The organism is Pseudoalteromonas espejiana DSM 9414 (assembly GCF_002221525.1).
Lineage (GTDB): Bacteria > Pseudomonadota > Gammaproteobacteria > Enterobacterales > Alteromonadaceae > Pseudoalteromonas > Pseudoalteromonas espejiana.
The window spans coordinates 3,150,372-3,175,879 of sequence record NZ_CP011028.1; the positions used below are offsets into that span (position 1 = coordinate 3,150,372).

Consider the following 25,508-nt stretch of genomic DNA (forward strand, 5'->3'; position numbering starts at 1 on the left):
AGCAGCTACGTTTATTAAATTACTCAAATAAAAAAAGCTGGTAGGATATCTAAATCTCAATTTTTAAAGGCATAGATATGCCTGTTTGAGTCAGTTTCTAACAACAACAATCTAGGGATCACTATGTTTTTAAAAAGCCTATTAACAGTAAGCGTTGCTTTAGCAATGAATGCTGCAAACGCTAACGAATTCGTTATTGAAAAGCTTGCTAAACCAAGCTCACAAAAGGTGTCGTTAACACTCGACCCAAACCAAGACACGTTTACAGGGATGACCGAAATAGCCCTAGAAGTGTTAAAACCAACTAACTACATTGAGTTAAACGGTGTTGCGTATGCCGTTAACATGGCGCAGTTACTGGGTGATGAAAACTGTGACTTAAATAATGAAATGCTTAAAACAGAAAAAGTTAAATTTAGTTGTGATGAGCAAATTCAACCAGGAAAATACACCTTAAAAATCGATTTTTCAGCGCCTTATAATCGCCAAAGTGTAGGCTTATATAAAACGTTAGACCAAGGCACACCCTACTTATTTACTCAATTTGAAATGAGCGATGCGCGTCGTGCATTTCCGGTATTTGATGAGCCAAGTTATAAAATTCCATTTCAGTTAACCATTACCGCACCCACATCGCAAAAAGTGTATGCCAATACGCCAGAGCTAAAAACAACAGTTAATGGCGATATGACCACTCACTTTTTCGATAAAACACCGCCAATTCCTTCTTATTTAGTTGCAATGGCTGTGGGTCCGTTTGAAGAACTTGAAATAAAAGACATGCCAATTCCTGGGCGTGTTATTACCCCACAAGGTAAAATTCATTTAGCTGATTACGCAAAAGAAAACATGCCTAAAGTGCTTGCGGCGCTTGAAGAATACTTTGGTATTCCATACGTTTATAAAAAATTAGACTCAGTTGCTGTGCCAGAATTTCCATTTGGTGCAATGGAAAATTCAGGCCTTGTAACCTACCGCGAAGATATTCTACTTGTTGATTTAGCCGCTGCTACACGAAGCAAAAAACAGCGTAATGTATCAATTATTGCGCACGAACTGGCTCACCAATGGTACGGTAACTTAGTTACCATGAAATGGTGGAACGACTTATGGTTAAACGAAGCATTTGCTAGCTGGATGGCAGCTAAAATGACCAAGCAGCTAAACCCTGAGTTTGAGTCGCACCTAGATTTACCACAAAACAATGTAATGGCACTTGATGCACGTTTGAGTACTAAGCCTATTCGTAAGCCAATTAAAACCGAAGCCGATATTATGGATGGCCTAGGCCTTGCGTATAGCAAAGGTAGCTCAGTGCTTGCTATGGTTGAAAATTGGATTGGTGAAGAAGCGTTCCAAAAAGGTATTCAAAGTTATCTAAAAAAATTCTCATATAAAAATGCTGAAGCAGCTGATTTATGGGAAGCGCTCGGCAAAGCCTCAAACAAAGATGTAGCAAGCGTTTTAAAATCGTTTATTGAGCAGTCATCTTTTCCGCTGGTTAATATAAAGCAACAAGGTAAAAAAGTGACTATTTCACAAAGTCGCTTTGCAAATGCAGGCGTTGATGCACCTGCACAGCTTTGGAATGTACCTGTTGGAATTAAATATGGCGCAGGCGATAAAGTAAAAACAGCCAACATTTTACTTAATAAGCAAAGCCAAACGCTTGAACTAGATTTTGAGCCAGAGTGGATTTATCCAGATGAAGGCGCCCTTGGTTACTACCGCTGGGTAATGGACGATGCACAGTTTGATGCGCTAATTAAAAACGCTCCACAAGCACTTAGCGATCGTGAACGCTTGGCACTGCTTTCGGCAACTGATGCATTACTTGATGCTGGTGTTATATCGGCCGCTAAATTAATGCAAACCTTAGAGGTATTTGTAAGCGACAGCCACCCACGTGTTGCAAATACAGCACTAGGCTACTTAGTATCGCAAAAAAATACCTTTAAAGACGAAAGCAACGAAACACTATGGCCTGAATTTATTCGTGGTGCGGTAATGCCTGCGGCTAAAAAATACGGCCTTGAAGCAAAAGCGGGAGAAGATGGTGCTGTATCGCAATTGCGTGCTGGTGTGGTGTCGTTGCTTGGTTTTGACGGTGAAGATCAAAACGTGATCAGTAAAGCTAAAGAGCAAACCCAACTTTATTTACAAGATCCACAAAAAGTAGATCCCTACTTAGCAGCTACATACTTAAAACTTGCGGCCTTTAATGGCGATAAAGCCTTGCTTGATCAATTTATGGCAACCTTTAAAACCACTAAAGATCCACAAGTACGTACTAACATGCTTGCTGCAATGGGCTTTATGGGTAATACCAAACTACAAAATAAAGTACTTGCCTATACGCTAACTGATAACGTTACAGCTTCTGATATGCGTACTATTTTAGCCGGACAAAGTTACACAGAATCACGCCAAGCGCTATTTATTGAATGGGTATACAACAATTACGAAAAAGTGACGCAAAGCCTGCCCCCGTTCTTTGTGCCTAACCTGCCGTACTTTACAACTGCACGTTGTGATGCAAAAAGCTTAGCAACAACACAAACGTTTTTTGCCGACAAAGTTGAAGAAACACCGGGTTATGCTCGTACTTTAAGCAAGCTTGAGGAAAGTACTAACGATTGTATTGCGCTTAAAAAGCGTGAACTAACATCAGTTAATAACTTTTTGAAAAGTAAATAAGCTTAATTAAGCAATAAAAAAGCCGCTGATTTATCTCTCAGCGGCTTTTTTATTTTAAACGGTTGTTTATCCGTTAATAATTTGAGTAAGCTTAGCAATAAAGTCTTTAGCGGCTTGCTCTGAGTTAATTTTAAATGCCACCCCATAATGAATTGGCTGTGCGCTTTTATGAATGCGTGTAGGAAACCGAGTCATCTCGCTGCTATGAAAATAGCCTTGAACGCGTGCTACATCGTCAATTGCAGTAAAATCATCACTAAACACCTCAAAGGCTGGGCGAATAACTATTTTACCTTTACCTGCTTCGCTGTGGGTATAAATTGCTTCTTTAGAATTTGCTAACATGTATTCAGCAATGTTTTTAATTTTAAAGTTACTTCTGCACTTTAACTGAATGAGCTGCTCTGTTAACTCATCTGCACTATAAGCCACGTGGTGATCCCTTTACTGTTTAGTTATGCTCTACATTAACGTATACGCTTTGCAAAGTCCGAATTTATTTTACATCACACACAAACGCTAGCTTGCCTTTTGTATAGCTCATGCGCGTTATTGTTGTTTCGCAGTATGGGCTTAAATCAAGCCATTGCGATACCTCATTAGCCCCGTTTAGCTTACGCTGATACACACGGTTTTTAACGGCATATGCAATCGTTTCATCGTCTTTTAAAATAAAGTCTTGCACCTGCTCTGGCAACCTGAGTAAATCTTCAACCTGCTTAGATTGCGGATTAAAACTTGCTAAAATATGCTGATCGTTTTGCATATAACTAAATAAAAACTGCGCCATTTCAGAGTTATAAATAAGTGTACGGCCGATATTGTTGGCTACTACCAGCCCTTTAGCTGCTGGCACAGAAGTGTATTGCAGTGTATGCGGTTCACCTAAAATAAACATCACTAAATCGTTTTGCTCACCCCAAGCGTGGTAACCTACCGGCTCTATCCAATCAAAAATTCGACTTGGACCTTGCTCGTTATTAAGTGGATATTGCCAAAGCTTTTGTTTAGCGTCTTCTTCTACCACAATAGCAGACAAACTATTTTTACTGGGCATAAGTGTAGGGGAATACTCGCTCACAGCTGAGTTTGTAAGGTTGCTAATTTGCTTGGTGGCCAAATCAAAATAGGCAATATCGGTTTGACTTTGCGCGCTTGAAATAACCTCATGCGTAAAATAAACGCCTGTATTGGTTAAATATGGCTGGTTATTATAACTGGTTTTGTCACTCACTATGCTTACTTGCATACCGTAAGGCGTATTTAAATCAGCCAGCAAAATTTGGCTTTTAGGCATGCTAGCCTGCGCATTAGCTAGGCTTAGCGCCGCTATTGAAAATAGCCCAAGCAATGGTTTAATAAGTTTCATGCTTTCTCTCGTTTTAATTTTAAGCACCTCATGATAACGTTATTTGCCGATGGCGTCACTTGACCTAAGTCAGTCAACTCTTTATAACTGTCTTGGTCCTAAAAAAGAGAAAATACATGTCAGCTAAACATCCTATCATTGCAATCACTGGTTCATCGGGTGCGGGTACTACCACCACCACCAATGCAATTAAACATATTTTTCGTAGCCTCAACATTGATGCGGCTTTTATCGAAGGAGATAGCTTTCATCGTTTCACTCGCCCAGAAATGGACAAAAAAATACGCGAAGCCCAACAAGAAAATAAACATATAAGCTACTTTGGCCGCGAAGCTAACGACTTTGGCGCACTAGAAACACTATTTGGTACGTATGGCGAAACAGGGCAAGGTAAGCTGCGTCGTTACTTACATACTTTTGATGAAGCCGTCCCGTATAACCAACTACCCGGCACCTTTACACCTTGGCAAGACCTTGAGTCGAGTACCGATTTAATGTTTTATGAAGGCTTGCATGGTGGCGTGGTTGATCAAGATCATGATGTTGCCAAACATGTAGATCTCCTCATTGGCATGGTGCCGATTATTAACCTTGAATGGATCCAAAAGCTGATCCGCGATACACAAGACCGCGGCCACTCTCGTGAAAAAGTAATGGATTCAATTGTACGCAGTATGGATGACTACATTAACCATATTACGCCGCAATTCTCGCGCACCCATATTAACTTTCAACGCGTACCAACGGTTGATACATCAAACCCTTTTAGCGCAAAAGATATTCCATCACTCGATGAAAGCTTTGTAGTTATTCGTTTTAGGGGAATTGATGATGTTGATTTTCCGTATTATTTACAAATGATTGAAGGCAGCTTTATGTCGCGTATTAATACCCTTGTAGTGCCCGGTGGTAAAATGGGTTTAGCAATGGAGCTGGTACTTACCCCACTTATTAAAGATATTATTATTAAAAAGCGTGCCTTAGAAAACTTAGCACCTCTGGATATACCTATTTAGCCCTCTTTTATGATTAACTCAACTCACGTACACTGCTGGTTTTGCCATCAGTAAGGGAAAACGTGTCGCACTCATTAAAAATTATTGTGGGTTCTAAAAACCCGGTAAAAATTAACGCTGCTAAACATATTTTTGCGATGTACTTTGCACATCACGAAATTGATTGCCAAGGCGTTGATGCACCCTCAAATGTGCCAGATCAACCTATTGGTGAAGAGCAAACCCGCATGGGTGCGCAAAACCGTGTAGCCTACTGCAAAAAAACCTACAATGCAGACTACTACTGCGCAATGGAAGGCGGTGCAGAGCAATTTAGTTACGGTGCAGCAACCTTTGCCTATGTAGTCATTGATAATGGCTCAGAGCAAGCTGTAGGGCGCAGTAGCAACTTACCTTTACCTCAAGCTTTATATAACGCGCTATTAAACGGTGAAGAACTGGGCGATGTAATGGATAAAGCCTTTAATACTCAAAATATTAAACAAAAAGGCGGCGCTATTGGGCTTCTTACTAATAACCATGCAACCCGTGAAAGTACTTATACTCAAGCACTTACTTTAGCAATGGCGCCTTTTTTACACCCTGCTTTGTATAACAAATGAATTAATTTAGGAAGTTTAATGAAATACAGTTATGTACTGTTTGATGCTGACGAAACATTATTTAGATTTGATATTTTAGCGGGTATGACCCGCATGTTTAAAACGTACAATGTACAGTTTACCCAAGCAGATTATGTGCATTATCAAAAAACCAATAAGCAACTGTGGTTAGATTACCAAGATGGAAAAATTAGCGCCGATTACTTACAAGTAACTCGCTTTAATGAATGGGCTGCAAAATTAAATGTACCAGCAAAAGAATTAAACGATGCATTTCTGGATGCTATGGCGCAAATTTGCGAGCCATTACCCGGCGCCGTAGAGCTTTTAAATAAACTAAAGCCACATGCTAAATTAGGTATCATAACTAACGGGTTTGCCCGCTTGCAGACCGTGCGCTTAGAACACACTGGTTTAAAAGATATGTTTGAATGGTTGGTCATATCAGAGCTGGTAGGCATAGCAAAACCTAACAAAGCTATTTTTGAGCACACATTTGAGCTTATGGGTGACCCTGATAAAAGCCAGATCTTAATGGTTGGTGATACTGCCTCAAGCGACATACTTGGCGGTAATAATGTTGGTATTGATACTTGTTGGTTGCAACACCCTGGTGAGCACCTACCTGAAGGCATAACTCCTACCTACACAATAGCTACCTTAGATCAATTGCAGTCCATTCTTAAAATTTAGCTAAATTAAAAGCAAAAAAAATGACGCTAATAGCGTCATTTTTTATAACTGTTTGTGAGCGTGTATTTTAAAAATACTAAATTAGGCAGTCGCTAATTCAAGGCCGGGTGCAGGCATCGTAACAGGCGTTTCAAATGTTGCCCACTCCCATGCTGACTCAGTTGCCATAATTTTGCGAAGTAACTTATTGTTTAAATCGTGACCCGATTTGAACGCGGTTACTTTACCTAACAGGTTATGACCTGTCATAAACATGTCACCTACACAGTCTAGTATTTTATGCTTAACAAACTCATCGCTGTAGCGTAAACCGTTAGGGTTAAGTACTTTAAAGTCATCAAGCACTACTGCGCTATCCATGCTGCCACCTAGAGCTAGGTTATTTGCATGCATATATTCAATGTCTTTCATAAAACCAAATGTACGTGCGCGGCTAATTTCTTCAGTAAAGCTTTGTGCCGTGATGTCTAAACCAACACGTTGGCGGCTTTCGTTAATTGCCGGGTGATCAAAGGCAATTTCAAAGTCGATATGAAAACCATCATAAGGTTCTACTTCGGCCCATTTATCACCTTCTTCAATACGTACTTTTTCTTTAATACGAATAAATCGCTTAGCAACATTTTGCTCTTCAATGCCGCCTTTTTGTAACAAGTAAATGAATGGTAATGCACTACCATCCATTATTGGTACTTCTGAGCTATCTAATTCAACAATTAGATTATCAATACCCATTGCAGCAACTGCTGCAATTAAGTGCTCAGTAGTTGATAAGCGAACGCCATCTTTGTTTATTAAACAGGTACACAACTGTGTATCACCAACGGCTTCAGGTGTTGTTTCAAAATCAACAACCGGATCAAGGTCGACACGACGAAATACAATCCCGGTATTTGCGCTCGCAGGTCGGAGAGTTATTGTGACCTTCTCACCTTTATGAAGTCCAATTCCTATGGCTTTGACTACTTGTGCAATCGTACGCTGTTTAATCATAGGTTCGCTCACTTTTAAATCAGTTACAGTTAGACGGCGGAGTTTAACATAAATCCTTTTGCCTTTCAATATTTGTACATATTTCAAACAAAAGCATTAGTAAATGTTAATCAGCCTGCTTACGTAAAAAAGCCGGAATATCAAAATAATCTCCGCCTTCTGATTTATCTGCTTTTTTACTGTTTTGCGCTGACGAACTTGCCGTATTGCTTGAGCTTGTAGAAGGCGCTTGTTCTTTGCTTTCTACTTGCGTGCTTGGCGCAGTTTCTTCAGTGCTAGTGCCTTGGCTTGCAAAGCTTGGTACGTACATGCTGCTTGATTGGTTTGATGAACTTGCTACATCAGAACCTGATGCCTTTTTAAAGCCGTTATCAACAATGCCAAACTGTGGACGACGATCGCCACCTAAACCAGTTGCAACAACCGTTACACGTAACTCGTCGCTCATTTCTGGGTCAATAACCGCACCTACAACAACCGTTGCATTTTCAGACGCTAGCGCCTTAACGTGGTTACCAACAATTTCAAATTCTTCAATCGCAATATCCATACCTGCGGTGATGTTAACCAATATACCTTTAGCACCTGTTAAATCAACGTCTTCTAGTAGTGGGCTTGAGATAGCTGCTTCTGCAGCTTCTTGTGCACGATCTGGGCCTGATGCAGAGGCTGTGCCCATCATCGCAGTACCCATTGCAGACATTACTGTACGCACATCGGCGAAATCCACGTTAATTAAACCAGAACGTGTGATCAGCTCAGCAATACCTTGAACGGCGCCAAAAAGAACGTCGTTTGCTTTAGCGAAGGCATCTAGAAGTGTAGTCCCTTTACCTAAAACTTTAAGCAATTTATTGTTAGGAATTGTAATAAGTGAGTCTACAATTTCTGACAATTCGTTAATGCCTTGTTCAGCCGCTGCAGCACGCTTTTTACCTTCAAAATCAAAAGGACGCGTTACTACTGCTACTGTTAAAATACCCAGCTCTTTAGCAATTTTAGCAACCACTGGTGCAGCACCAGTACCTGTACCACCCCCCATGCCGGCAGCAATAAATACCATGTCGGCACCTTCAAGGCTTGCACGGATAGTTTCTGCGTCTTCTTCAGCCGACTCACGGCCTACTTCTGGATTTGCACCCGCACCTAACCCAGAGGTTATTTGCGTGCCTAGTTGTACGGTAATATCGGCAGCGGAATTACGTAATGCTTGCGCATCCGTATTTGCGGCTATAAAGCGCACTCCTTCTATTTGTTGTTTTACCATGTGCTCAACAGCGTTACCGCCGCCACCGCCCACGCCAATTACCTTAATTACAGCTTCTTCGCTGTGTTGTTCCATCATATCAAACATGTTTACTCTCCGACTTGAGTACTTTAAAACTCGCCTTGGAACCATTTAGTAATGCGGTTCCACCAATTATTATTATCCTCTGCTTTCGACTTTTGTGCATTCATCGATTGCATAGTGCGCCCGTATTGTAACAAACCTACAGCGGTTGCGTACGAAGGATCGTCTACGTAGTCTGTCAAACCAACTATCCCGATTGGTTTGCCTATTCTTACTGGCATTTGGAAAATGTCTTCAGCCACTTCCATTGCGCCAGTCATTTTAGCAGTCCCGCCTGTAATAACGAGGCCTGCCGCAATTTGGTCTTCTAAACCTGAGCGACGAATTTCTTCCATCGCTAGTTCAAATAATTCTCTAAAACGAGGCTCTACCACTTCAGATAAAGTATGGCGCGACATTAAACGTGCTGGTCGCCCGCCTACACTCGGCACTTCAATGGTGTCTTCGTTGCTTGCCATTTGGCTGCTTGCACATGCATATTGTACTTTGAGTGACTCGGCATGTGATATAGGTGTACGAAATATTTTTGCAATATCCCCAGTCACTTGATTACCTGCAACCGGAATAACCGCTGAGTGGCGAAGTGCACCGTTAATATAAATAGTGATATCCATTGTACCACCACCAATATCAAGCACCGCTACTCCTAACTCTTTTTCGTCATCAGTTAATACTGAGTAACACGATGCCAGCGCGGTAAATATAAGCTGGTCTACTTCTAGGCCGCAACGCTCAACGCATTTTTCGATATTTTTAGCCATATCGTTTGAACAGGTAATAATATGTGCACGCGCTTCCATACGAACACCACTCATACCTAGCGGGTTCTTAATCCCCTCTTGCATATCTATGCTGTATTCTTGCGGTAGTGCATGTAGCATTTTACGTTCCGCCGAAATCGGCACTGAGCGCGCTATATGAATTACATTTTCAATGTCTTCGTCGGTTACTTCGGTATTATTAATTGCAACCACACCACTTTCGTTTTGACATTGTATGTGCTTACCAGAAATCCCCAAGTACACAGAGCTAATACGACAATCAGCCATTAGTTCGGCTTCGTCTATTGCTCGGCGAATCGACTCAGACACTAAGTTTAAATCGTTAACGCCGCCTTTATCCATACCATGAGATACTTGGCTGCCCACACCAACAATGCTGAGCTTGTTATCTGCGGTGATTTCACCTACCGTGGCAACCACTTTCGAGGTACCAACGTCTAATCCAATCACTAGGTTTCTTTCTGCTGACTTAGTCATGCCTTACTCTTATTTTGTAATTGCTGTTCTTGCACAGGCTTATAGCTAACTGCAAGGCCGGTATCATAGCGTAAATCTATTGCATCTATTTGTGCATCTGCACGCTTTTCCATGCGCGGGTACACATCAATAAAACGCTGTACTCGCTTTGCTTTATCTTTGCGTCCTAAATTTAAACGCACACCATTGTCTAACCATAACTGCCACGAAAAACGCTCCGAAAGCGCTAAGCTTTTTAATGTTAAGGCGTTTACCTTTAGCATTTCGTCAAATTGCTTAAACGCAATCCATGCTTCTTTTTCGCTGCCTTCAGGACCATATAATTGCGGTAAATCATTGGCTAATTTATCGCTGCTGGCCTGAAAAGCATCGCCACTTTGGTTTAGCAGTAAGTCGCTATTCCAGTGGGCTACGGCTTCATGCTCTACAACATACACTTGAATGGTATCGGGCCATTGTTTTCGTACCGAGACCGTTGCAACCCAAGGTAACTCTCTAACTAGCTGCTGTACGTGTTTTACATCTAACTCAAAAAAACTGCTTAAATCGGCCTTTTTTATTGCTTTAATTATGGCTTTTTCTTCAGTGTATTTTGGGTGTCCTAGCACCGTTAAGTGCTTTATTTGTGCGTCTTTGTTCTCTACTAGCCAATCAGACACACCTGTGGTTATTTGCACTAAGCCCACAACCACAACCAGAAAAAAGCTCACTCCAAAAATCAGCGACCAATTAAAGTTAAGTTGCTGTTTTAGCTGCTGAGCTTTTTCTAAAAGGGGATGCATATTAAAGCGTTTGCTCTAAAATGCGAACAACTAATTGCTCAAATGTTGCCCCATTTGCTTTTGCCGCCATAGGCACTAGCGATTTTTCAGTCATACCCGGTACTGTATTTACTTCTAATAAGTAAAAATTACCTTGCTCATCTTGCATGGCATCTACTCTTCCCCAGCCACTTGCCCCAACTAAATCAAAGGCATCAAGCGACATTGCTTGTAAGTGCTGTGTATCTTGCGCCGATAAATCGGCTGGGCAATGATACTGCGTAGTATTTGATTGATACTTAGCTTGGTAATCGTAAAAGCCATTGGGTGTGGTCATTTCAATAACAGGCTGTACTTCGTCGCCAAGCACAGTCACGGTAAATTCACGTCCGGTTATCCACTGCTCTACTAATACTTGGTTATCAAATTTAAATGCGTTAGCCAGTGCTTCTTCTAGCTCTTGTGCTGTGCTTGCTTGCGCCATACCAATGCTTGAGCCTTCGTGAGAAGGTTTTACCATTACTTTTTTAAATTCGTCCATGATGGCTTTAGCATCAAAGCCTTTTTTAGCATCAACAACCGCATAAGGTGCTGTACTTAATCCTGCAGATTTAAATAAGTGCTTACAGCGAACTTTATCCATAGCAAGGGCAGAGCCCAGCACGTTGCTACCTGTGTAAGGTAGGTTCATAAATTCGAGCGCACCTTGCACAGTGCCATCTTCACCGCCACGGCCATGAAGAGCAATAAAAACACGCTCTATATTTAACTCTTTTAATTCCCAAAGTGAGCGATTTTGAGGATCGAATGCAATGGCATCAACACCTGCATTTTGCAGTGCATTAAGCACCGCTTGTCCTGAACGTAAAGACACTTCGCGCTCTGCTGAGTTACCCCCTAGCAGTACTGCTACTTTACCAAATTGCGCGTTTACCTGTGTCATACTTCACCTTGCTTTAATTTTTCTACCGACATACCTGTTGCCGCTAACGTTTTAACCAATTGCCCTATATTACCAGCGCCTTGGGTTAATACTAAATCGTTATTTTGTAAGTTATCAGCAAGTACACCGGCAAGCTCTGCGCTGGTAGCTACATGAAGTGGCTCTTTACCTCGTTGGCGTAGGCTACGGCATAAGCTCTTGCTATCTGCGCCTACAATAGGCTCTTCACCTGCGCTATACACATCAAGCAACAAAAGCTGATCTACATCGGCAAGTACTCTTACAAAGTCTTCGTATAAGTCGCGTGTGCGGGTAAATCGGTGTGGTTGATAAACCATGACTAAACGCTTATCTGGCCAGCCTTCGCGCACTGCAGCAATAGTAGCTGCTACTTCAGATGGGTGATGTCCGTAGTCATCCACCAGCATCACATTACCGCGTTCATTTTCAAATTCACCGTAGTGCTGAAAACGACGCCCTATGCCTTCAAATTTTTGCAATGCCTCTAAAATGGCGTGGTTAGCAATGTTTTGATCTTTTGCAACGGCAATAGCTGCCGTGGCATTAAGCGCATTGTGCTTACCCGGCATGTTAAGCGTAGCTGTTAGGCTATCGCCATTCTTGTTTGTCACTGTAAAGGTACAAGTATTAGCTGATTGGCTAAAATCACTCATTCGGTAATCGGCATCTTTTGACTCGCCATAGGTAATAACTGGGCGACCAAAACGAGGAATAAGCTCACTGGCAACTTGCGAATCAATACACACAACCGCTAAGCCATAAAACGGTAGGTTATGAATAAAATCGACGTAGGTGTCTTTCATTTTTTCAAGGCTGCCGCCGTAAGTGTCCATGTGATCTTCTTCTATGTTTGTGATCACCGACACCATTGGCTGTAAGTGTAAAAACGATGCGTCGCTTTCATCAGCCTCTGCAATTAAAAAGTCGCTTTTACCTACTTTTGCGTTACTACCTGCGCTATTTAATAAGCCACCAATTATAAAAGTAGGATCAAGCCCTGCTTGGCCATAAATACTGGCAATTAAACTCGTTGTTGTGGTTTTACCGTGGGTACCTGCAATGGCAATACCGTGGCGAAAACGCATTAACTCTGCAAGCATTTCTGCACGGCGAACAACAGGTATACGCGCTGCTTTTGCTGCAATAATTTCAGGATTTGTTTCATCAATTGCGCTTGAAACCACCACTACGTTGGCATCTTTTACGTTATTTTCGTGATGGCCTATAAATACTTCTGCACCAGCTTTAATAAGGCGCTCTGTCATTGCACTGTGGGCAATATCTGAGCCCGTAATTCGGTAGCCTTCAAACGCAAGTACTTCGGCAATACCGCCCATACCTGCGCCACCAATACCAATAAAATGAATGGTTTCTATTCGACGCATAGCTGGTCGAGTTTGTTGTTCTTGTATTGACTTATCTTTCACTTATTTTCTCTTATTTGTTACTTGCTCACAGTGCGAAGCAACGCTTGCTGTGGCATCTAAAATGGCTTGCTGCTTAGCATTGCTGGCCATTTGTTTAATTAATATAGGTTTGGCTAAATACGGGCTTAATAGCTCAACAATTGAGTCTTTATTAAACTGCGGTTGCGGCATTAACAATGCGCCATTAGCGGTCACTAAATACTTTGCGTTAGCGGTTTGATGATCGTCCACCGCATGCGGAAACGGCACAAACACAGCCATTTTACCGGCAGCGGCAATTTCACTAACCGTAAGCGCACCAGCACGGCAAATAACAATATCAGCCCATTCATAGGCTGCATCCATATCATCTATAAATTCAGCAACCTTTAAATTTTCATCTGCAATATCAGTTGCTTTATAATCTGCTTCAACGCTTGCTATATGGCCTTCACCTGTTTGATGCCACACTTTTAAAGGCGCTGTTTTAGCCAATAGTTTAAACGCCTCAGGCAAGGTTTGATTTAGTACTTGCGCCCCTAATGAGCCACCAACCACTAAAATATTAACCGGGCTTGAAACTTCGCGCTTAACTACATTAGCAACGCTTTCACGTACCGGGTTACCAACTAATTCAGCTTGCCCGGGTGCAAAAGCACTTGGAAACGCAGCAAGTACTCTATTAGCAAATTTTGCCAACCACTTGTTGCTCATTCCTGCTACTGCATTTTGCTCATGAATAACCAGTGGAATACCTAAGCTTTTAGCTGCAATGCCGGTTGGCCCTGTTACATAGCCCCCCATAGCAAGCACTACATCTGGTTGCTGAGATTTCAATACCTTACGCGCTTGCAATATTGCATTAAGTACCATGAATGGTGCTTTAATAAGGCGTTTTAATCCGTTACCACGTACACCTTTAACATTAATAAAATCAATCTCAATGTTGTGCTTAGGCACAACCTCGGCTTCCATTCTGTCTGGCGTGCCTATCCAGCTCACTTGCCAGCCTTTATTTTTTAAATAATCGGCTACAGCAATACCTGGGAATATATGCCCGCCTGTACCACCGGCCACAACTACTAATTTTTTACTCATCGCTTACCTCCGCGTGAGGTGGCTTGTTTGGTTGCCATTTTAGTTTCAAAATCTATGCGTAATAAAATGCCGGTGGCAATCGTCATTATTAATAAACTTGAGCCACCATACGAAATAAACGGCAAGGTTAACCCTTTAGTCGGTAATAAACCCGCGCTGGCGCCTACATTAACCATGGTTTGAAACGCAAACCAAATGCCAATAGCAAACGCAAAATAGCCTTCGTATTCTTTGCCACACTTTAAAGCTTGCTGACCTATTAAAAGTGCCCTAAACACAAATACCGCCAACACACATAAAATACTTGCTACACCCATTAGGCCTAGCTCTTCACCTATAACGGCAAAAATAAAATCATTATGCGCCTCGGGCAAGTACTGTAGCTTTTGCACACTGTTACCTAACCCTTGCCCAAACCAACCGCCTTGGCTGTACGCCATAAGCGACTGCACTAACTGATACCCTTTACCAAAGGGGTCTTCCCATGGGTCTAAAAAGCCCACCACTCGCGCCATTCTGTATGGCTCTACAATAATCAGTAATACAACAAGCCCCACGCCTGTTAAAATAAGTACAAAAAACTGCCATAACTTTGCGCCGGCCAAAAATAACAGCCCCACTGTTGTTACAAACATAACCACCACAGTCCCTAAATCGGGCTGTAGTAAAATAAGCAAGGCATACACTGCAAATACAGCAATGGGCTTGGCAAATCCTTTAATATTTTCTTGTACTTCTTCGCGCTTTCTTACCAAGTAGCCTGCTATGTAACTAAAAAAGTATAATTTTGCGGCTTCGGCTACCTGAAAACCAACAGGCCCAATGGGAATCCAACGCTTAGCACCGTTAACTTCTCGGCCTATTATTAACACCGCAATAAGCAGTACCATGCCAAGCAGTAACAAATAAGGGTTTGAGCGTTTCCACCAATCCATAGGAACACTGGCGGCAATCCAAAACAAAATAAATGCCATTGCTAAAAACATGCTGTGGCGAATGGTAATATGGTATGAGTTATCAAACAGCCTTTCGGCTGTTGGTATTGAGGCGCTGGTCACCATTACAAAACCCACCCCAATGAGCATTAACATGCAATAAAGCAAAGGCACATCATAAAGCTGTGCTGATGGTTTAGGCGTTAGCGCCTCTTTAATATCAGCAAATGCCATCATAATTGCGCAGCCTTAACGCACGATACAAAATCATCGCCGCGTTGCATGTAATTGTTATACATATCAATGCTGGCACATGCAGGCGCCAGTAATACAATGTCGCCACGTTTGCTAAGCACTTTTGCAAGTGCCACGGCTTCTTGCATATTACTTACTAAGTGAGACTTACAGCTAAGCGCAGCAAGTTTATTTGCATCTTTACCAAAGCAAACAAGCGCTTTTGCATGACTTTTAATATAAGGTTTTAATGCACTTAAATCAGCGCCTTTAGCATCACCACCGGCTATTACAATCAGGTTTTCGTGATCTGAAGCTAAACTATCTATTGCTGCAATTGTGGCGCCCACATTGGTAGCTTTTGAGTCGTTAAAGTATTTAACCCCGTTTTGCTCATCTACAAACTGGCATCGATGCGCTAAACCATTAAATTGGCAAAGCGCCGTTGTGTACTGCTCTTTAGTAATATCAAAAGGGTTTAATAACGCCATTACCGCCAATGTATTTAAGTAATTGTGCTTACCTACAACCGCAAGCGTGCTAACAGGTAAAAATGCTTCGCCCTTAACTATAAAGTGCAGCTCATTATTGTGTTCAGCTAAGTGATAGTCGCCTTGTTCACTGCCAAAGCTGACGTGTGGCGCTGATGAATGGCTAATAGGAGTCGTTTGAATATCATCAGTATTTGTTACTACCAGCTCAGCATTGTTATAAATGCTTAATTTAGAATCGATATAAGCTTGGTAACTGTCGTAACGATCTAAATGATCTTCAGATATATTTAATACGGTGGCGCTAATTGGTTTTAAGCTTGAGCTGGTATCGAGTTGAAAACTAGAAAGCTCTAGTACAAACACATCGTAATCATCGTTCAATAAATCAAGTACAGCAGTACCAATATTACCGCCGAGCGCAACTTTGTAGCCTGCTGCTTTTAATACCTCATACGCAAGAGTAACAACGGTTGATTTTCCATTAGAACCCGTAACAGCAACGACCGGTTTAGTATTAATGCGAGCAAATAGCTCAACGTCACCAATAACTTCAACGCCTGACTCAATCGCCTTTGCGATAGCGGGTATTTTTAAGCTAAGCCCAGGACTTATAATAATCATGTCACTGTTACAAAGTACTGCATCATCCAAGTTACCAAAGTGAGTACTTAGCTTTGGCGCATGCTCTTTAAGCCAATCAATTCCAGGTGGGCTTTTTCGGCTATCAACCACCTTTGGCGCTAAACCGTGAGATAATAAAAAACGCACAATGCCCAGACCGGTTACACCGAGTCCGAGCACTGTTATTTGTTTGTTTTTTATCTCGTTTAAATACTGCATTTATCGAATCTTTAATGTCGCAAGGCCAGCAAGTACTAGCACAATTGAAATTATCCAAAAACGCACAATTACACGTGGCTCTGGCCAACCTTTTAGCTCGTAATGATGATGAATCGGCGCCATTCTAAAAATGCGTTGTCCGCGTAATTTGTATGAGCCTACTTGTAATATTACCGATAACGCTTCCATTACAAACACGCCACCCATAATAATAAGCAGTAACTCTTGGCGAACTAAAATAGCAATAATGCCCAGCGCACCACCCAATGCAAGCGAACCTACATCACCCATAAATACTTGTGCTGGGTAAGTGTTAAACCATAAAAAGCCTAACCCTGCGCCTACAATAGCGGTACACACCACTACAAGCTCACTAGCAAGTGGTAAATGTGGAATATGTAAGTAAGCCGAAAAGTTAATATTACCGGTTAAATAAGCAATTATGGCAAGCGCTGCCGCCACTAAAATAGTCGGTACAATTGCAAGGCCATCTAAACCATCAGTTAGGTTTACTGCGTTTGATGTACCGACTAATGCAAAGTAAGTAATTACAATATAAAACAGGCCTAACTGCGGCAGTACATCTTTAAAAAATGGCACAACCAGTGAGGTTTCTGATGCTTGTGTGCTAGTTGCATACAAGGCGGTAGCAACCACTAAGGCAATAACCGATTGCCAAAAATACTTCCACTTAGCAATTAACCCTTTAGGGTCTTTACGTATTACTTTACGGTAGTCATCTATAAAGCCCACTAAACCTAATGAGCCAATTACAAATAAAGTTGCCCACACATATTTATTAGATAGGTCAGCCCACAATAAGGTGCTAGTAAAAATAGCCCCTAAAATAAGTAAGCCACCCATGGTAGGCGTGCCTTTTTTAGATAAATGCGACTGCGGGCCATCGTCGCGCACAACTTGGCCAATTTGCATTTTTTGTAATGCGCGTATTAACTTAGGACCAAAATAAAGCGACATCATCAGCGCTGTTAATATGCCTAAAATGGCACGAAGCGTTAAATACGAAAAAACATTAAAGCCACTGTAATATTGAGTTAAATACTCTGCCAGCCAAACTAACATTATGATACTCCATTGATGGCTTGTTGCTGGCCATTTACTAAATCGGTTACTAATAATTCCATACGAGAACTGCGCGATCCTTTAACCACTATGGTGGTTTTGCTATTTATGTTGGTAATACTTGTTCGAATTTGTTTTAGCATCTCTTCTCGATTGGAAAAATGTCGGTTTGGCTTATCAAATACATCGCTTGCGTATTTGCTTAATACGCCGAGTGTAAATAGCTCATCTATACCTTGTTGTTTGGCATATTCACCCACTTCTTGATGGTAAGCTCTGGCATCTTCGCCAAGCTCTCCCATATCACCCAGAGCCAAAATTCGATGGCCTTGAATGTCACTCAGTAAATCAATTGCAGCTTTTACCGACTTAACATTAGCGTTGTAGGTATCATCTATAACAGTAAGAGAGTCGCTCACATTAATTAAATTTACGCGCCCTTTAACATCGCCCATAGTGGCAAGTGCTGTGGCTATATCATCAAGCGATACATCAAATTCACTAGTAAGAGCGGCGGCAATAAGGGCATTGCTTACATTGTGCTTACCAGGCAGGGCAAGTGTTACAGGTACTTTTTGATCTTTTGTACACAGTAAAAAGCTCGCACGGGCGTTTTCGTCTAGGCTAATATTTTCAGCCCAAATATCGAGTTTTTCAGTACTTGAAAAACACTTAACAGTGCGCCCTTTTAACTTATCAAGCCAGTATTGGCTAAATTCGCTGTCGCAATTAACAATGGCAACGCCATCATCTTTTAGGCCATCAAAAATCTCGCCTTTTGCCTTGGCAACTCCCATAAGACTGCCAAAACCTTCTAAGTGGGCAGCGGCAACATTACATACCACTGCAACATCAGGTTTTGCCATTGCGGTTGTATAAGCAATTTCACCTAAATGGTTGGCGCCAAGCTCTATAACCGCAAAACGATGCTGCGGTTCTAAACGCAATAGCGTAAGGGGTACGCCAATGTCGTTGTTAAAATTACCTTTTGTAGCAAGTACATCACCGTGTACTGACAAAATAGCTGCGCACATTTCTTTTACAGTGGTTTTGCCTACGCTACCTGTTATCGCTATTGTTTTAGGGTTAACTTGCGCCATTACAGCCGCGCCTATTTCGCCTAATGCAATGCGGGTATCGCTAACAACAAACTGCGGTATATCTACATCTACTTTTTGCTGAACAATGACGCCTATTGCGCCTTTTTGCTTTGCATCGGTTATAAACTTGTGGCCATCAAAGTTTGGCCCTTTAAGCGCTAAAAATACTTCACCGTCACAAATACTTCGCGTGTCGGTGTTAATGTTAAGCACTGTTTGATTATCACCTTGATAATCTGTTGCTAGCACATTCGCCAGCCAATCAAAGTCCATTGGGATCATTGAGTTATCCCTCTTACTGCTTTTTTTAGTTGTTCTTGTACATAACTGCGATCGCAAAAGTCGATACGTTGATCGCCAATAATTTGGTAATCCTCGTGGCCTTTACCTGCAATTAAAATTACTTCCCCAGCGCTTGCATTGTTTATTGCATAACTAATCGCGCTTGCTCTGTCGGCCTCTAAATGGGCTTTTTCAGGGTGTGATAAACCCGCCGCCACATCAGCAATAATTGCATCTGGGTTTTCTGAACGAGGATTATCACTGGTAATAATTACCTTATCTGCATTTTGCTCTGCAGCTTGCGCCATTAAAGCACGTTTACCTTTATCTCTGTCGCCACCACAGCCAAATACACAACTAACACCACCTGGCACATGTTTTTGCAAAGCTTGCAGTGCTAGTGAAAGTGCATCAGGGGTGTGAGCATAATCAACCACACAGGTTGGCATGTTTGGTTCGCTAAATGCTTGCATACGCCCTGCAAGGGGCTGTAAATATGCACATGCTGCAACTAGTTGCTCCAGCGGATAGCCTAATCCTAATAAGGTAGCCAGTGCTGCGGTTAAGTTATATAGATTAAATTCACCAAACAATGGCGATGATAAGCTAATATCACCCCAACTTGTGCTTAATTGCGCCGAAATACCATGATTAGAATATTCAACGTCAGAAAAGTACACATACTTGGCATTCTCTGGGCTTAAGTTTTTACGGCCATAGCAAACTAAATTATTAAAGCTGTATTTTTCTAGCCACAGCTCTGCTTGCCCATCGTCTTGGTTTAGCACCACAAGTTGCGGCTCAAAATCGCGAAACAACATCAATTTTGCATCGCCATAACTTGCCATATCACCATGGTAATCAAGGTGATCGCGCGATAAATTAGTAAACACCGCTGCTTTAAACTGGCACTGAGCAACACGCTGTTGCACCAACCCGTGCGATGAAACCTCCATCGCTAATAGCTTTTTATTTTGCTGTTTTAAATCGCTAATTATACGCTGTAAATCGACCGCTGATGGGGTGGTATTAATTAGAGGCGTTAAATCATTCGGGTGTCCGTAGCCAAGCGTGCCAATAATAGCCGACTCGGTACTGCAGTACTGCGCTAAATGAGCAATCATGGCTGTTGTAGTAGACTTACCATTGGTGCCTGTTACACCAATTAAATCAAGTACATGGCTTGGGTTTTCATAAAATCGACTTGCTAACTCGGGCAGTTTTTTATCAAGCTCAGATACCAAATAAAGAGGTTCAAATTCAACATCAAATTCGCATAAACGGTCGGCAATAATTGCTGTTGCTCCGTTTTCAATGGCTTTTGTAATAAACTGGCCACCATCGAGGGCATGGCCTTTTATCGCAACAAATACATCACCGGGTGTTACATCACGGCTATCAAGGCGCAAGTGCTTAACTAGCTGCGATGGCGCCTCAATATCGATGTACTTTAAAATAGCCTTTAAATCACGCATCGTTATCTTTACCTTTTACGTATGCCACTTCTTCTTTATCTGGCGCTACGTTTAATATTCTTAATGCGTTAGAGACGATTTCTGCAAATGCAGGGCCAGCGGTGGCACCTCCATAGTACACATCGCCACCTGGCTCATTTATCATCACTACCACAGCCAAGCGTGGATTACTCGCTGGTGCAACACCTGCAAAATAACCAACATATTCATCACCATAACCACCGGCAACGGCCTTTTTAGAAGTACCTGTTTTACCAGCAGCGCGGTAGCCATCCACTTTTATATTTCGGGCCGTACCGTCTTTTTCAAATACGCTTTCCATCATGTGTACAACGGCTTCAACATCTTTTTGTTTAAAAACACGTTCGCCTTCTGGTACACCATCTTGCTTTAAAATAGTTAGCGGGCGATTAATACCGCCAGCGCCTAACATGGTATAAAAGCGGGCCATTTGAGCTGTGCTTACCGAAATAGCATAACCAAACGATAGCGTGGCAATTTCAAAATCAGACCAGCGTCTATTTGGATAAAATAAACCACTGCTTTCACCCACCATGCCAGTACCCGTGTCGCTACCAAAACCTACCTTTTGGTATAAGCCCACTAAGTAGTCTTTTGGTACTTGCTGCGTTACTTTGGCAACCCCCATGTTTGATGAGTACTTTAAAATCTCACGTAGCGTCATTTCACCGTGGTTACGGGTATCTTTTACTAAACTGCCGCCTAAACGCATCCAACCTGGGTAGGTATCAATGGTGTCGTCGGCTTTAATTGCGCCGTAGTCTAGCCCAGCTAAAATGGCTAGTGGCTTAACGGTTGAGCCTGGTTCAAACAAATCTGTAATTGCACGATTACGGCGTTTGTGAGGTTGGGCATCATTTAAATTATTTGGGTTAAATGACGGGCTATTTACCATAGCTAATACTTCGCCGGTTTTAACGTCAACCACCATGGCCGACCCCGACGTCGCTTTATATGTCAGTACAGCCGATTTAACCGCTTTATAAGCAATTGCCTGAATACGTTGATCAATGCTTAGCTGAATACTCTCAGGCTCTACGCGCTCGCGCTCATCAAGTACTTCTACTTCACGCCCCTGGGCATCTTTTCGTATCGTACGGCGGCCTTCTTCACCGGTTAGGGCATTTTCGTAGAGTTTTTCAATGCCTTCTATACCTTTACCATCTATGTTGGTAAAACCAATAATATGCGCTGTAACCTCACCTGCGGGGTAATAACGTTTTGATTCGTCTAATAAATGAATACCAGGAAGGCGTAGTTGGCTAATGTAGTTCGCAACTGCGGGAGTTACTTGGCGTTTTAAATACACAAAACGACGAGAGGGGTCGTTTAATAAACGCGAATTAATTTTTTTAGGATCTATGCGTAAAACATCTGCCAGCTCACGCCAGCGCAGATCGTTTTTGTAATACATGGAGGTACGCTTATCAAGCTCAACCGCATTTTCTGCAAGGGTTTTGTGATCTTCACCACTTTTACGTGCTTGTTTAATCACTTTAGAAACAAGTGACTTATGCAGTGCTTTAGGATCGGCATACACACTTACTACAGGCACGCTTACGGCAAGCTCTTTACCTTGGCGATCGAAGATCATACCACGTTGTACATGTAGCTTTTCGACCCGAACGGTGCGTTTATCACTTTCAGAACGGGCTTTATCAGGTTCAATAACTTGCAAATAAGCAGCGCGCGATACAAGTGTTACAAACACCAAAAATACTACAGTGCACACTAACATAAAGCGCCAAGTGATTAAGTTATTGACCGGTTTTTTGCCTCTGTTTCTCATTGTATTATTATTACCTGCTCATCCTGGCTGGTAGGCCGTTTCATTTTTAGCTGCGATGTGGCGACTTCTTCAATGCGCGCATGCTGCGAATAAAATTCTTCTTCTACAAGTAAATAACGCCATTCTAAGTCCAACTCGTCACGCTCTTGTAATAGCGTATCTTGCTCAATAAGTTGCTCTCTAGCAGAGTGCGTAACCTGCACAACAGCCAAACTAGAAGCGAATATCACAACCAACAAGGCCGAGGTTAGCTTGTTAGCTCCTAGGCCTTTTAATATTTCTAAAAATAAATTGGGTTGGCGATGGTTCGCTTTACTACTCATCCCAACCTCTGTGCAATCCTAAGTACTGAGCTGCGAGAACGTGGATTACGTTCGATTTCTTCAGCGCTCGGTTTAATAGCTTTACCCACTGCTTTTAACGTCAGATTTTTATTTATTTGTGCGTCCGTTAAAGGCAGACCTCTGGGTATCGCCTCTCCCTTACTCTGTTTTCTAATAAATTGTTTTACGATTCTGTCTTCCAATGAATGGAACGAAATAACCACTAATCGCCCGCCTGGTTTAAGTACCTTTACAGCCGCTTGCAGTGCAGTTTGAATTTCTTCAAGTTCACTGTTTATGTAAATTCTGATTGCTTGGAAAGTACGTGTTGCAGGGTGTTTAAATTTATCTTTAACTGGTACGGCTTCATCAACTAAATCGGCAAGTTGCTTTGTTGTAGTAATTGGCGTGTGCTCGCGTACTTCTAATACTTTGTGAGCAATACGTTTACCAAACTTTTCTTCGCCGTAGGTTTTAATTACATGGGTAATATCTTCAAGCTCTGCTTCTGCAAGCCACTGCGCTGCACTTCGACCGCTTGTTGGGTCCATACGCATATCTAGTGGGCCATCTTTCATAAAGCTAAAGCCACGTTCGGCGTCATCAAGTTGTGGTGAAGACACGCCAATATCAAGCAAAATACCATCTACTTTACCTAATAGATCGTTTTGCTCTGCTACATCGTATAAGTTTGAAAAGCGGGTGTGTGCAATGGCAAAGCGGGCGTCATCTGCAAACTTTTCGGCAGATTTAATTGCTTGAGGATCTTGGTCAATGGCTTGCAAACGACCTTGCTCACCTAAGCGAGCAAGTATTTGACCTGAGTGTCCGCCACGTCCAAAAGTGCCATCCATGTATATGCCGTCTGGCTTAATTGCAAGAGCATCGATGGTTTCGTCCATTAATACGGATACGTGTTCAAATTGCGCAGTCATTAGCTATTGTTTGCCTTTTTTAGTGCCGTTAGAGTGTGAAATTATCTAAATCTTGGTTTGGTTCAAAGTCACCTAGCCTTTCAAGCTCAGTATCTTGGCGCATTTGTTCGTGCCAGCGCGCCTCATCCCAAATTTCAAATTTATTCATTAAACCAACAAGCATGATCTTTTTGCCAAGTTCTGCGTGGCTGCGCAATGAAGGCGCCAACAAAACCCGACCATTTTTATCAAGTTGATACTCTGTGGCATTACCTAGCAACATACGTTGCATGCGGCGTGCGCGTGGATTCATATTAGAGATTTTAGCTAAGCGGCTTTCTATTTCTTGCCACTGGGCAAGTGGGTATAACCATAAACACGGTTCGTTTAGCGCTACAGTGCAAATTACCGTTCCCTGATCTTCAGACAGCAACGCATCTCGGTACTTAGTCGGTACCGCAAAACGTCCTTTATCATCCAAGCTCAGTGAACTAGCGCCACGAAACATAAAAAGCCTACTTTTAAATTGTGTAATCGAGTTTCGATTAATTTGATCCAGTTAGATCCACTAAAAACCACTTTTTACCACAGTGCTCCAGTTTAGGGCTTGACAAGCCTTTTTGTCAAGTAAGCTGACCAGCTTTAACGACTCTCTAAGCTAGAAAAAATAAGGCTTTACGCAAAGCGGTTGAATTACGTGGGAAAAAGTGGAAGTAAGTATCAAAAAAAGTTTTATCTATTATTAATAACGTTTGGTTTACATAATTTGCTTACTGAATAATCAATGAATAATTACAAAAAATCATGCCAAATTATTAGCCATGTAAAATTTACTTATGCGCCCAGCAATTGTTACTCCCCAGGTTGAGTTAACAAACTAACCGAAGTACAAATTAAAATTTAAAAGCCATATAAATCAGTATATTAAATTAATTTATATAGGTGGTTTAAACGTTGCATCTACCTAGACACCAGTTAAATTTTTTATTTTATTTATTAAGGATTGATTATGGCTACTGCAACAAATACAAAACCAAATACTGAAACAAACATGAAACCGGAGCTTAAACAGACTGAGAGTGAAGCACCGTTTACAGATAAAGCAACGTCTGTAGCACATGATGCTGTTGATGCACTTTCAAGCAAAGCATCAGTTGCTGAATCAAGCGTTCGTAAAGGCGCATCTAGCTCAGCTGAAGCATTAAGCGAAAAACAACTTATTGCTCGCGAAAAACTATCTGAGTGCAGCGCTAAAACCCGTGCATTCGCTTCAGAAAACCCTTTAGCAACGGCTGGTATAGCGTTTGCAGCGGGCATGCTAGTAACTTCATTATTTCGTCGTAAGTAATTACGATGAGTAGCTCACAAACATCAGCAACCACGGATGGTAATGCTCAAAACCAAGCACCTGAACAGCAAAGCCAAAAGGACGATTGGCAAGATCATATAGCGAAGATCATCGAATATTCCGATCAGCTCAAGGAGGATTATAAAACTCAAGGAAAGATCACCCACCAGCTTGCCAAAGCTGAGTGGAAGCTATCATTGAGATCGATGGCCTTGATCACTATATTTTTAGGCTGTTTTGCAAGTGGCTTGGTTTTGTTGTGGGCAGGTTTATTAGGCGCGCTTGGTTATGCCGTATATGACCTTTTTGGTTCGGTATGGCTGAGTATTGCTACAGCTGCCTTGGCACAAATTATTTGCTTAGTGTGGCTTTGGCGAAACGCTGTTTACTTAAGTAATAAAATTGGTTTTAGTAAAACCATTAAAAGCTTAAAACAACTATTTAACTTACAAGGAAATTAA

The 25,508-nt window shown here is 41.9% G+C and carries 24 protein-coding genes; 6 read left to right on the forward strand and 18 right to left on the reverse strand.

The genetic code is table 11. The features are described 5' to 3' along the window. The first annotated feature begins 123 nt into the window (after nucleotides 1-123). Nucleotides 124-2,697: a M1 family metallopeptidase gene (locus tag PESP_RS14265; RefSeq protein ID WP_089348626.1), complete on the forward strand. Its 2,574-nt coding sequence runs from the start codon at nucleotides 124-126 to the stop codon at nucleotides 2,695-2,697. Between the two features lie 66 nt (nucleotides 2,698-2,763). Here the strand turns inward: PESP_RS14265 and PESP_RS14270 are convergent, their stop codons facing one another. Together PESP_RS14270 and PESP_RS14275 are read right to left on the reverse strand one after the other, a co-directional pair. Beyond that, nucleotides 2,764-3,129 carry a hypothetical protein gene (locus PESP_RS14270; protein WP_089348627.1) on the reverse strand — a complete coding sequence of 122 codons (366 nt, stop codon included), beginning with the start codon at nucleotides 3,127-3,129 and terminating at the stop codon, nucleotides 2,764-2,766. A 64-nt stretch (nucleotides 3,130-3,193) separates the two neighbouring features. Further along, nucleotides 3,194-4,066, reverse strand: a complete 873-nt coding sequence (locus PESP_RS14275) for a hypothetical protein (RefSeq protein ID WP_089348628.1) — start codon at nucleotides 4,064-4,066, stop codon at nucleotides 3,194-3,196. Nucleotides 4,067-4,182: 116 nt separating this feature from the next. Between PESP_RS14275 and PESP_RS14280 the strand changes: the two genes are divergently transcribed. From PESP_RS14280 to yjjG, 3 genes are all read left to right on the forward strand, one after another. Further along, a complete protein-coding gene (locus PESP_RS14280) occupies nucleotides 4,183-5,082 on the forward strand; it encodes a phosphoribulokinase (RefSeq protein ID WP_089348629.1) in 900 nt (299 codons plus the stop codon). Between the two features lie 62 nt (nucleotides 5,083-5,144). After that, nucleotides 5,145-5,684: an inosine/xanthosine triphosphatase gene (gene yjjX, locus PESP_RS14285; RefSeq protein WP_089348630.1), complete on the forward strand. Its 540-nt coding sequence runs from the start codon at nucleotides 5,145-5,147 to the stop codon at nucleotides 5,682-5,684. An 18-nt stretch (nucleotides 5,685-5,702) separates the two neighbouring features. After that, nucleotides 5,703-6,377, forward strand: a complete 675-nt coding sequence (gene yjjG / locus PESP_RS14290) for a pyrimidine 5'-nucleotidase (RefSeq protein ID WP_089348631.1) — start codon at nucleotides 5,703-5,705, stop codon at nucleotides 6,375-6,377. Nucleotides 6,378-6,458: 81 nt separating this feature from the next. Here yjjG and lpxC read toward each other — a convergent pair whose 3' ends face one another. The 16 genes from lpxC to mraZ form a co-directional block, all read right to left on the reverse strand. Beyond that, nucleotides 6,459-7,370: a UDP-3-O-acyl-N-acetylglucosamine deacetylase gene (gene lpxC, locus PESP_RS14295; protein ID WP_089348632.1), complete on the reverse strand. Its 912-nt coding sequence runs from the start codon at nucleotides 7,368-7,370 to the stop codon at nucleotides 6,459-6,461. Nucleotides 7,371-7,476: 106 nt separating this feature from the next. Continuing rightward, on the reverse strand, nucleotides 7,477-8,724 hold the full coding sequence (gene ftsZ, locus PESP_RS14300; protein ID WP_089348633.1) for a cell division protein FtsZ: 1,248 nt from the start codon (nucleotides 8,722-8,724) through the stop codon (nucleotides 7,477-7,479). Nucleotides 8,725-8,747: 23 nt separating this feature from the next. Continuing rightward, the gene (ftsA, locus tag PESP_RS14305; RefSeq protein ID WP_089348634.1) at nucleotides 8,748-9,980 is read right to left on the reverse strand and encodes a cell division protein FtsA; all 1,233 of its coding nucleotides are present in this window, start codon (nucleotides 9,978-9,980) and stop codon (nucleotides 8,748-8,750) included. Further along, on the reverse strand, nucleotides 9,977-10,762 hold the full coding sequence (locus PESP_RS14310; RefSeq protein WP_089348635.1) for a cell division protein FtsQ/DivIB: 786 nt from the start codon (nucleotides 10,760-10,762) through the stop codon (nucleotides 9,977-9,979). The genes ftsA and PESP_RS14310 overlap by 4 nt, the downstream gene beginning before the upstream one ends. A 1-nt stretch (nucleotide 10,763) precedes the next feature. Continuing rightward, nucleotides 10,764-11,684 carry a D-alanine--D-alanine ligase gene (locus PESP_RS14315; protein WP_089348636.1) on the reverse strand — a complete coding sequence of 307 codons (921 nt, stop codon included), beginning with the start codon at nucleotides 11,682-11,684 and terminating at the stop codon, nucleotides 10,764-10,766. Beyond that, nucleotides 11,681-13,090, reverse strand: coding sequence for a UDP-N-acetylmuramate--L-alanine ligase (murC, locus tag PESP_RS14320; RefSeq protein ID WP_371862715.1), 1,410 nt, complete (start codon nucleotides 13,088-13,090; stop codon nucleotides 11,681-11,683). Before murC ends, PESP_RS14315 begins: the two co-directional genes overlap by 4 nt. 42 nt (nucleotides 13,091-13,132) lie before the next feature. Beyond that, a complete protein-coding gene (murG, locus tag PESP_RS14325) occupies nucleotides 13,133-14,209 on the reverse strand; it encodes an undecaprenyldiphospho-muramoylpentapeptide beta-N-acetylglucosaminyltransferase (RefSeq protein WP_089348638.1) in 1,077 nt (358 codons plus the stop codon). Continuing rightward, nucleotides 14,206-15,381 carry a cell division protein FtsW gene (gene ftsW / locus PESP_RS14330; RefSeq protein WP_089348639.1) on the reverse strand — a complete coding sequence of 392 codons (1,176 nt, stop codon included), beginning with the start codon at nucleotides 15,379-15,381 and terminating at the stop codon, nucleotides 14,206-14,208. The genes murG and ftsW overlap by 4 nt, the downstream gene beginning before the upstream one ends. Further along, nucleotides 15,378-16,712, reverse strand: coding sequence for a UDP-N-acetylmuramoyl-L-alanine--D-glutamate ligase (gene murD / locus PESP_RS14335; protein ID WP_089348640.1), 1,335 nt, complete (start codon nucleotides 16,710-16,712; stop codon nucleotides 15,378-15,380). The genes ftsW and murD overlap by 4 nt, the downstream gene beginning before the upstream one ends. Next, the gene (gene mraY, locus PESP_RS14340; RefSeq protein ID WP_089348641.1) at nucleotides 16,713-17,795 is read right to left on the reverse strand and encodes a phospho-N-acetylmuramoyl-pentapeptide-transferase; all 1,083 of its coding nucleotides are present in this window, start codon (nucleotides 17,793-17,795) and stop codon (nucleotides 16,713-16,715) included. It abuts the gene before it with no gap. Continuing rightward, nucleotides 17,795-19,177, reverse strand: coding sequence for a UDP-N-acetylmuramoyl-tripeptide--D-alanyl-D-alanine ligase (locus PESP_RS14345; protein WP_089348642.1), 1,383 nt, complete (start codon nucleotides 19,175-19,177; stop codon nucleotides 17,795-17,797). Before PESP_RS14345 ends, mraY begins: the two co-directional genes overlap by 1 nt. Then, nucleotides 19,174-20,652, reverse strand: a complete 1,479-nt coding sequence (murE, locus tag PESP_RS14350) for a UDP-N-acetylmuramoyl-L-alanyl-D-glutamate--2,6-diaminopimelate ligase (protein ID WP_089348643.1) — start codon at nucleotides 20,650-20,652, stop codon at nucleotides 19,174-19,176. Before murE ends, PESP_RS14345 begins: the two co-directional genes overlap by 4 nt. Next, nucleotides 20,645-22,462: a penicillin-binding transpeptidase domain-containing protein gene (locus tag PESP_RS14355; protein ID WP_089348644.1), complete on the reverse strand. Its 1,818-nt coding sequence runs from the start codon at nucleotides 22,460-22,462 to the stop codon at nucleotides 20,645-20,647. Before PESP_RS14355 ends, murE begins: the two co-directional genes overlap by 8 nt. Beyond that, nucleotides 22,459-22,785, reverse strand: coding sequence for a cell division protein FtsL (gene ftsL / locus PESP_RS14360; protein WP_089348645.1), 327 nt, complete (start codon nucleotides 22,783-22,785; stop codon nucleotides 22,459-22,461). The genes PESP_RS14355 and ftsL overlap by 4 nt, the downstream gene beginning before the upstream one ends. Next, on the reverse strand, nucleotides 22,782-23,720 hold the full coding sequence (gene rsmH, locus PESP_RS14365; RefSeq protein ID WP_004589408.1) for a 16S rRNA (cytosine(1402)-N(4))-methyltransferase RsmH: 939 nt from the start codon (nucleotides 23,718-23,720) through the stop codon (nucleotides 22,782-22,784). The genes ftsL and rsmH overlap by 4 nt, the downstream gene beginning before the upstream one ends. Nucleotides 23,721-23,748: 28 nt before the next feature. Then, a complete protein-coding gene (mraZ, locus tag PESP_RS14370; protein WP_089348646.1) occupies nucleotides 23,749-24,207 on the reverse strand; it encodes a division/cell wall cluster transcriptional repressor MraZ in 459 nt (152 codons plus the stop codon). 501 nt (nucleotides 24,208-24,708) lie between these two features. Here mraZ and PESP_RS14375 point away from each other — a divergent pair. Then, nucleotides 24,709-25,047 (forward strand): DUF883 domain-containing protein, encoded by a 339-nt coding sequence (locus PESP_RS14375; RefSeq protein WP_089348647.1) that lies wholly within the window; start codon nucleotides 24,709-24,711, stop codon nucleotides 25,045-25,047. Between the two features lie 5 nt (nucleotides 25,048-25,052). After that, nucleotides 25,053-25,508, forward strand: coding sequence for a hypothetical protein (locus PESP_RS14380; RefSeq protein ID WP_089348648.1), 456 nt, complete (start codon nucleotides 25,053-25,055; stop codon nucleotides 25,506-25,508).

Coding starts and splice junctions, on each gene's coding strand:
- PESP_RS14265 (WP_089348626.1), top strand. CDS start 124: ATGTTTTTAAAAAGCCTATTAACAGTAAGCGTTGCTTTAGCAATGAAT.
- PESP_RS14275 (WP_089348628.1), bottom strand. CDS start 4,066: ATGAAACTTATTAAACCATTGCTTGGGCTATTTTCAATAGCGGCGCTA.
- PESP_RS14280 (WP_089348629.1), top strand. CDS start 4,183: ATGTCAGCTAAACATCCTATCATTGCAATCACTGGTTCATCGGGTGCG.
- yjjG (WP_089348631.1), top strand. CDS start 5,703: ATGAAATACAGTTATGTACTGTTTGATGCTGACGAAACATTATTTAGA.
- lpxC (WP_089348632.1), bottom strand. CDS start 7,370: ATGATTAAACAGCGTACGATTGCACAAGTAGTCAAAGCCATAGGAATT.
- ftsZ (WP_089348633.1), bottom strand. CDS start 8,724: ATGTTTGATATGATGGAACAACACAGCGAAGAAGCTGTAATTAAGGTA.
- ftsA (WP_089348634.1), bottom strand. CDS start 9,980: ATGACTAAGTCAGCAGAAAGAAACCTAGTGATTGGATTAGACGTTGGT.
- PESP_RS14310 (WP_089348635.1), bottom strand. CDS start 10,762: ATGCATCCCCTTTTAGAAAAAGCTCAGCAGCTAAAACAGCAACTTAAC.
- PESP_RS14315 (WP_089348636.1), bottom strand. CDS start 11,684: ATGACACAGGTAAACGCGCAATTTGGTAAAGTAGCAGTACTGCTAGGG.
- murC (WP_371862715.1), bottom strand. CDS start 13,090: ATGCGTCGAATAGAAACCATTCATTTTATTGGTATTGGTGGCGCAGGT.
- murG (WP_089348638.1), bottom strand. CDS start 14,209: ATGAGTAAAAAATTAGTAGTTGTGGCCGGTGGTACAGGCGGGCATATA.
- ftsW (WP_089348639.1), bottom strand. CDS start 15,381: ATGATGGCATTTGCTGATATTAAAGAGGCGCTAACGCCTAAACCATCA.
- murD (WP_089348640.1), bottom strand. CDS start 16,712: ATGCAGTATTTAAACGAGATAAAAAACAAACAAATAACAGTGCTCGGA.
- mraY (WP_089348641.1), bottom strand. CDS start 17,795: ATGTTAGTTTGGCTGGCAGAGTATTTAACTCAATATTACAGTGGCTTT.
- PESP_RS14345 (WP_089348642.1), bottom strand. CDS start 19,177: ATGATCCCAATGGACTTTGATTGGCTGGCGAATGTGCTAGCAACAGAT.
- murE (WP_089348643.1), bottom strand. CDS start 20,652: ATGCGTGATTTAAAGGCTATTTTAAAGTACATCGATATTGAGGCGCCA.
- PESP_RS14355 (WP_089348644.1), bottom strand. CDS start 22,462: ATGAGAAACAGAGGCAAAAAACCGGTCAATAACTTAATCACTTGGCGC.
- ftsL (WP_089348645.1), bottom strand. CDS start 22,785: ATGAGTAGTAAAGCGAACCATCGCCAACCCAATTTATTTTTAGAAATA.
- rsmH (WP_004589408.1), bottom strand. CDS start 23,720: ATGACTGCGCAATTTGAACACGTATCCGTATTAATGGACGAAACCATC.
- mraZ (WP_089348646.1), bottom strand. CDS start 24,207: ATGTTTCGTGGCGCTAGTTCACTGAGCTTGGATGATAAAGGACGTTTT.
- PESP_RS14375 (WP_089348647.1), top strand. CDS start 24,709: ATGGCTACTGCAACAAATACAAAACCAAATACTGAAACAAACATGAAA.
- PESP_RS14380 (WP_089348648.1), top strand. CDS start 25,053: ATGAGTAGCTCACAAACATCAGCAACCACGGATGGTAATGCTCAAAAC.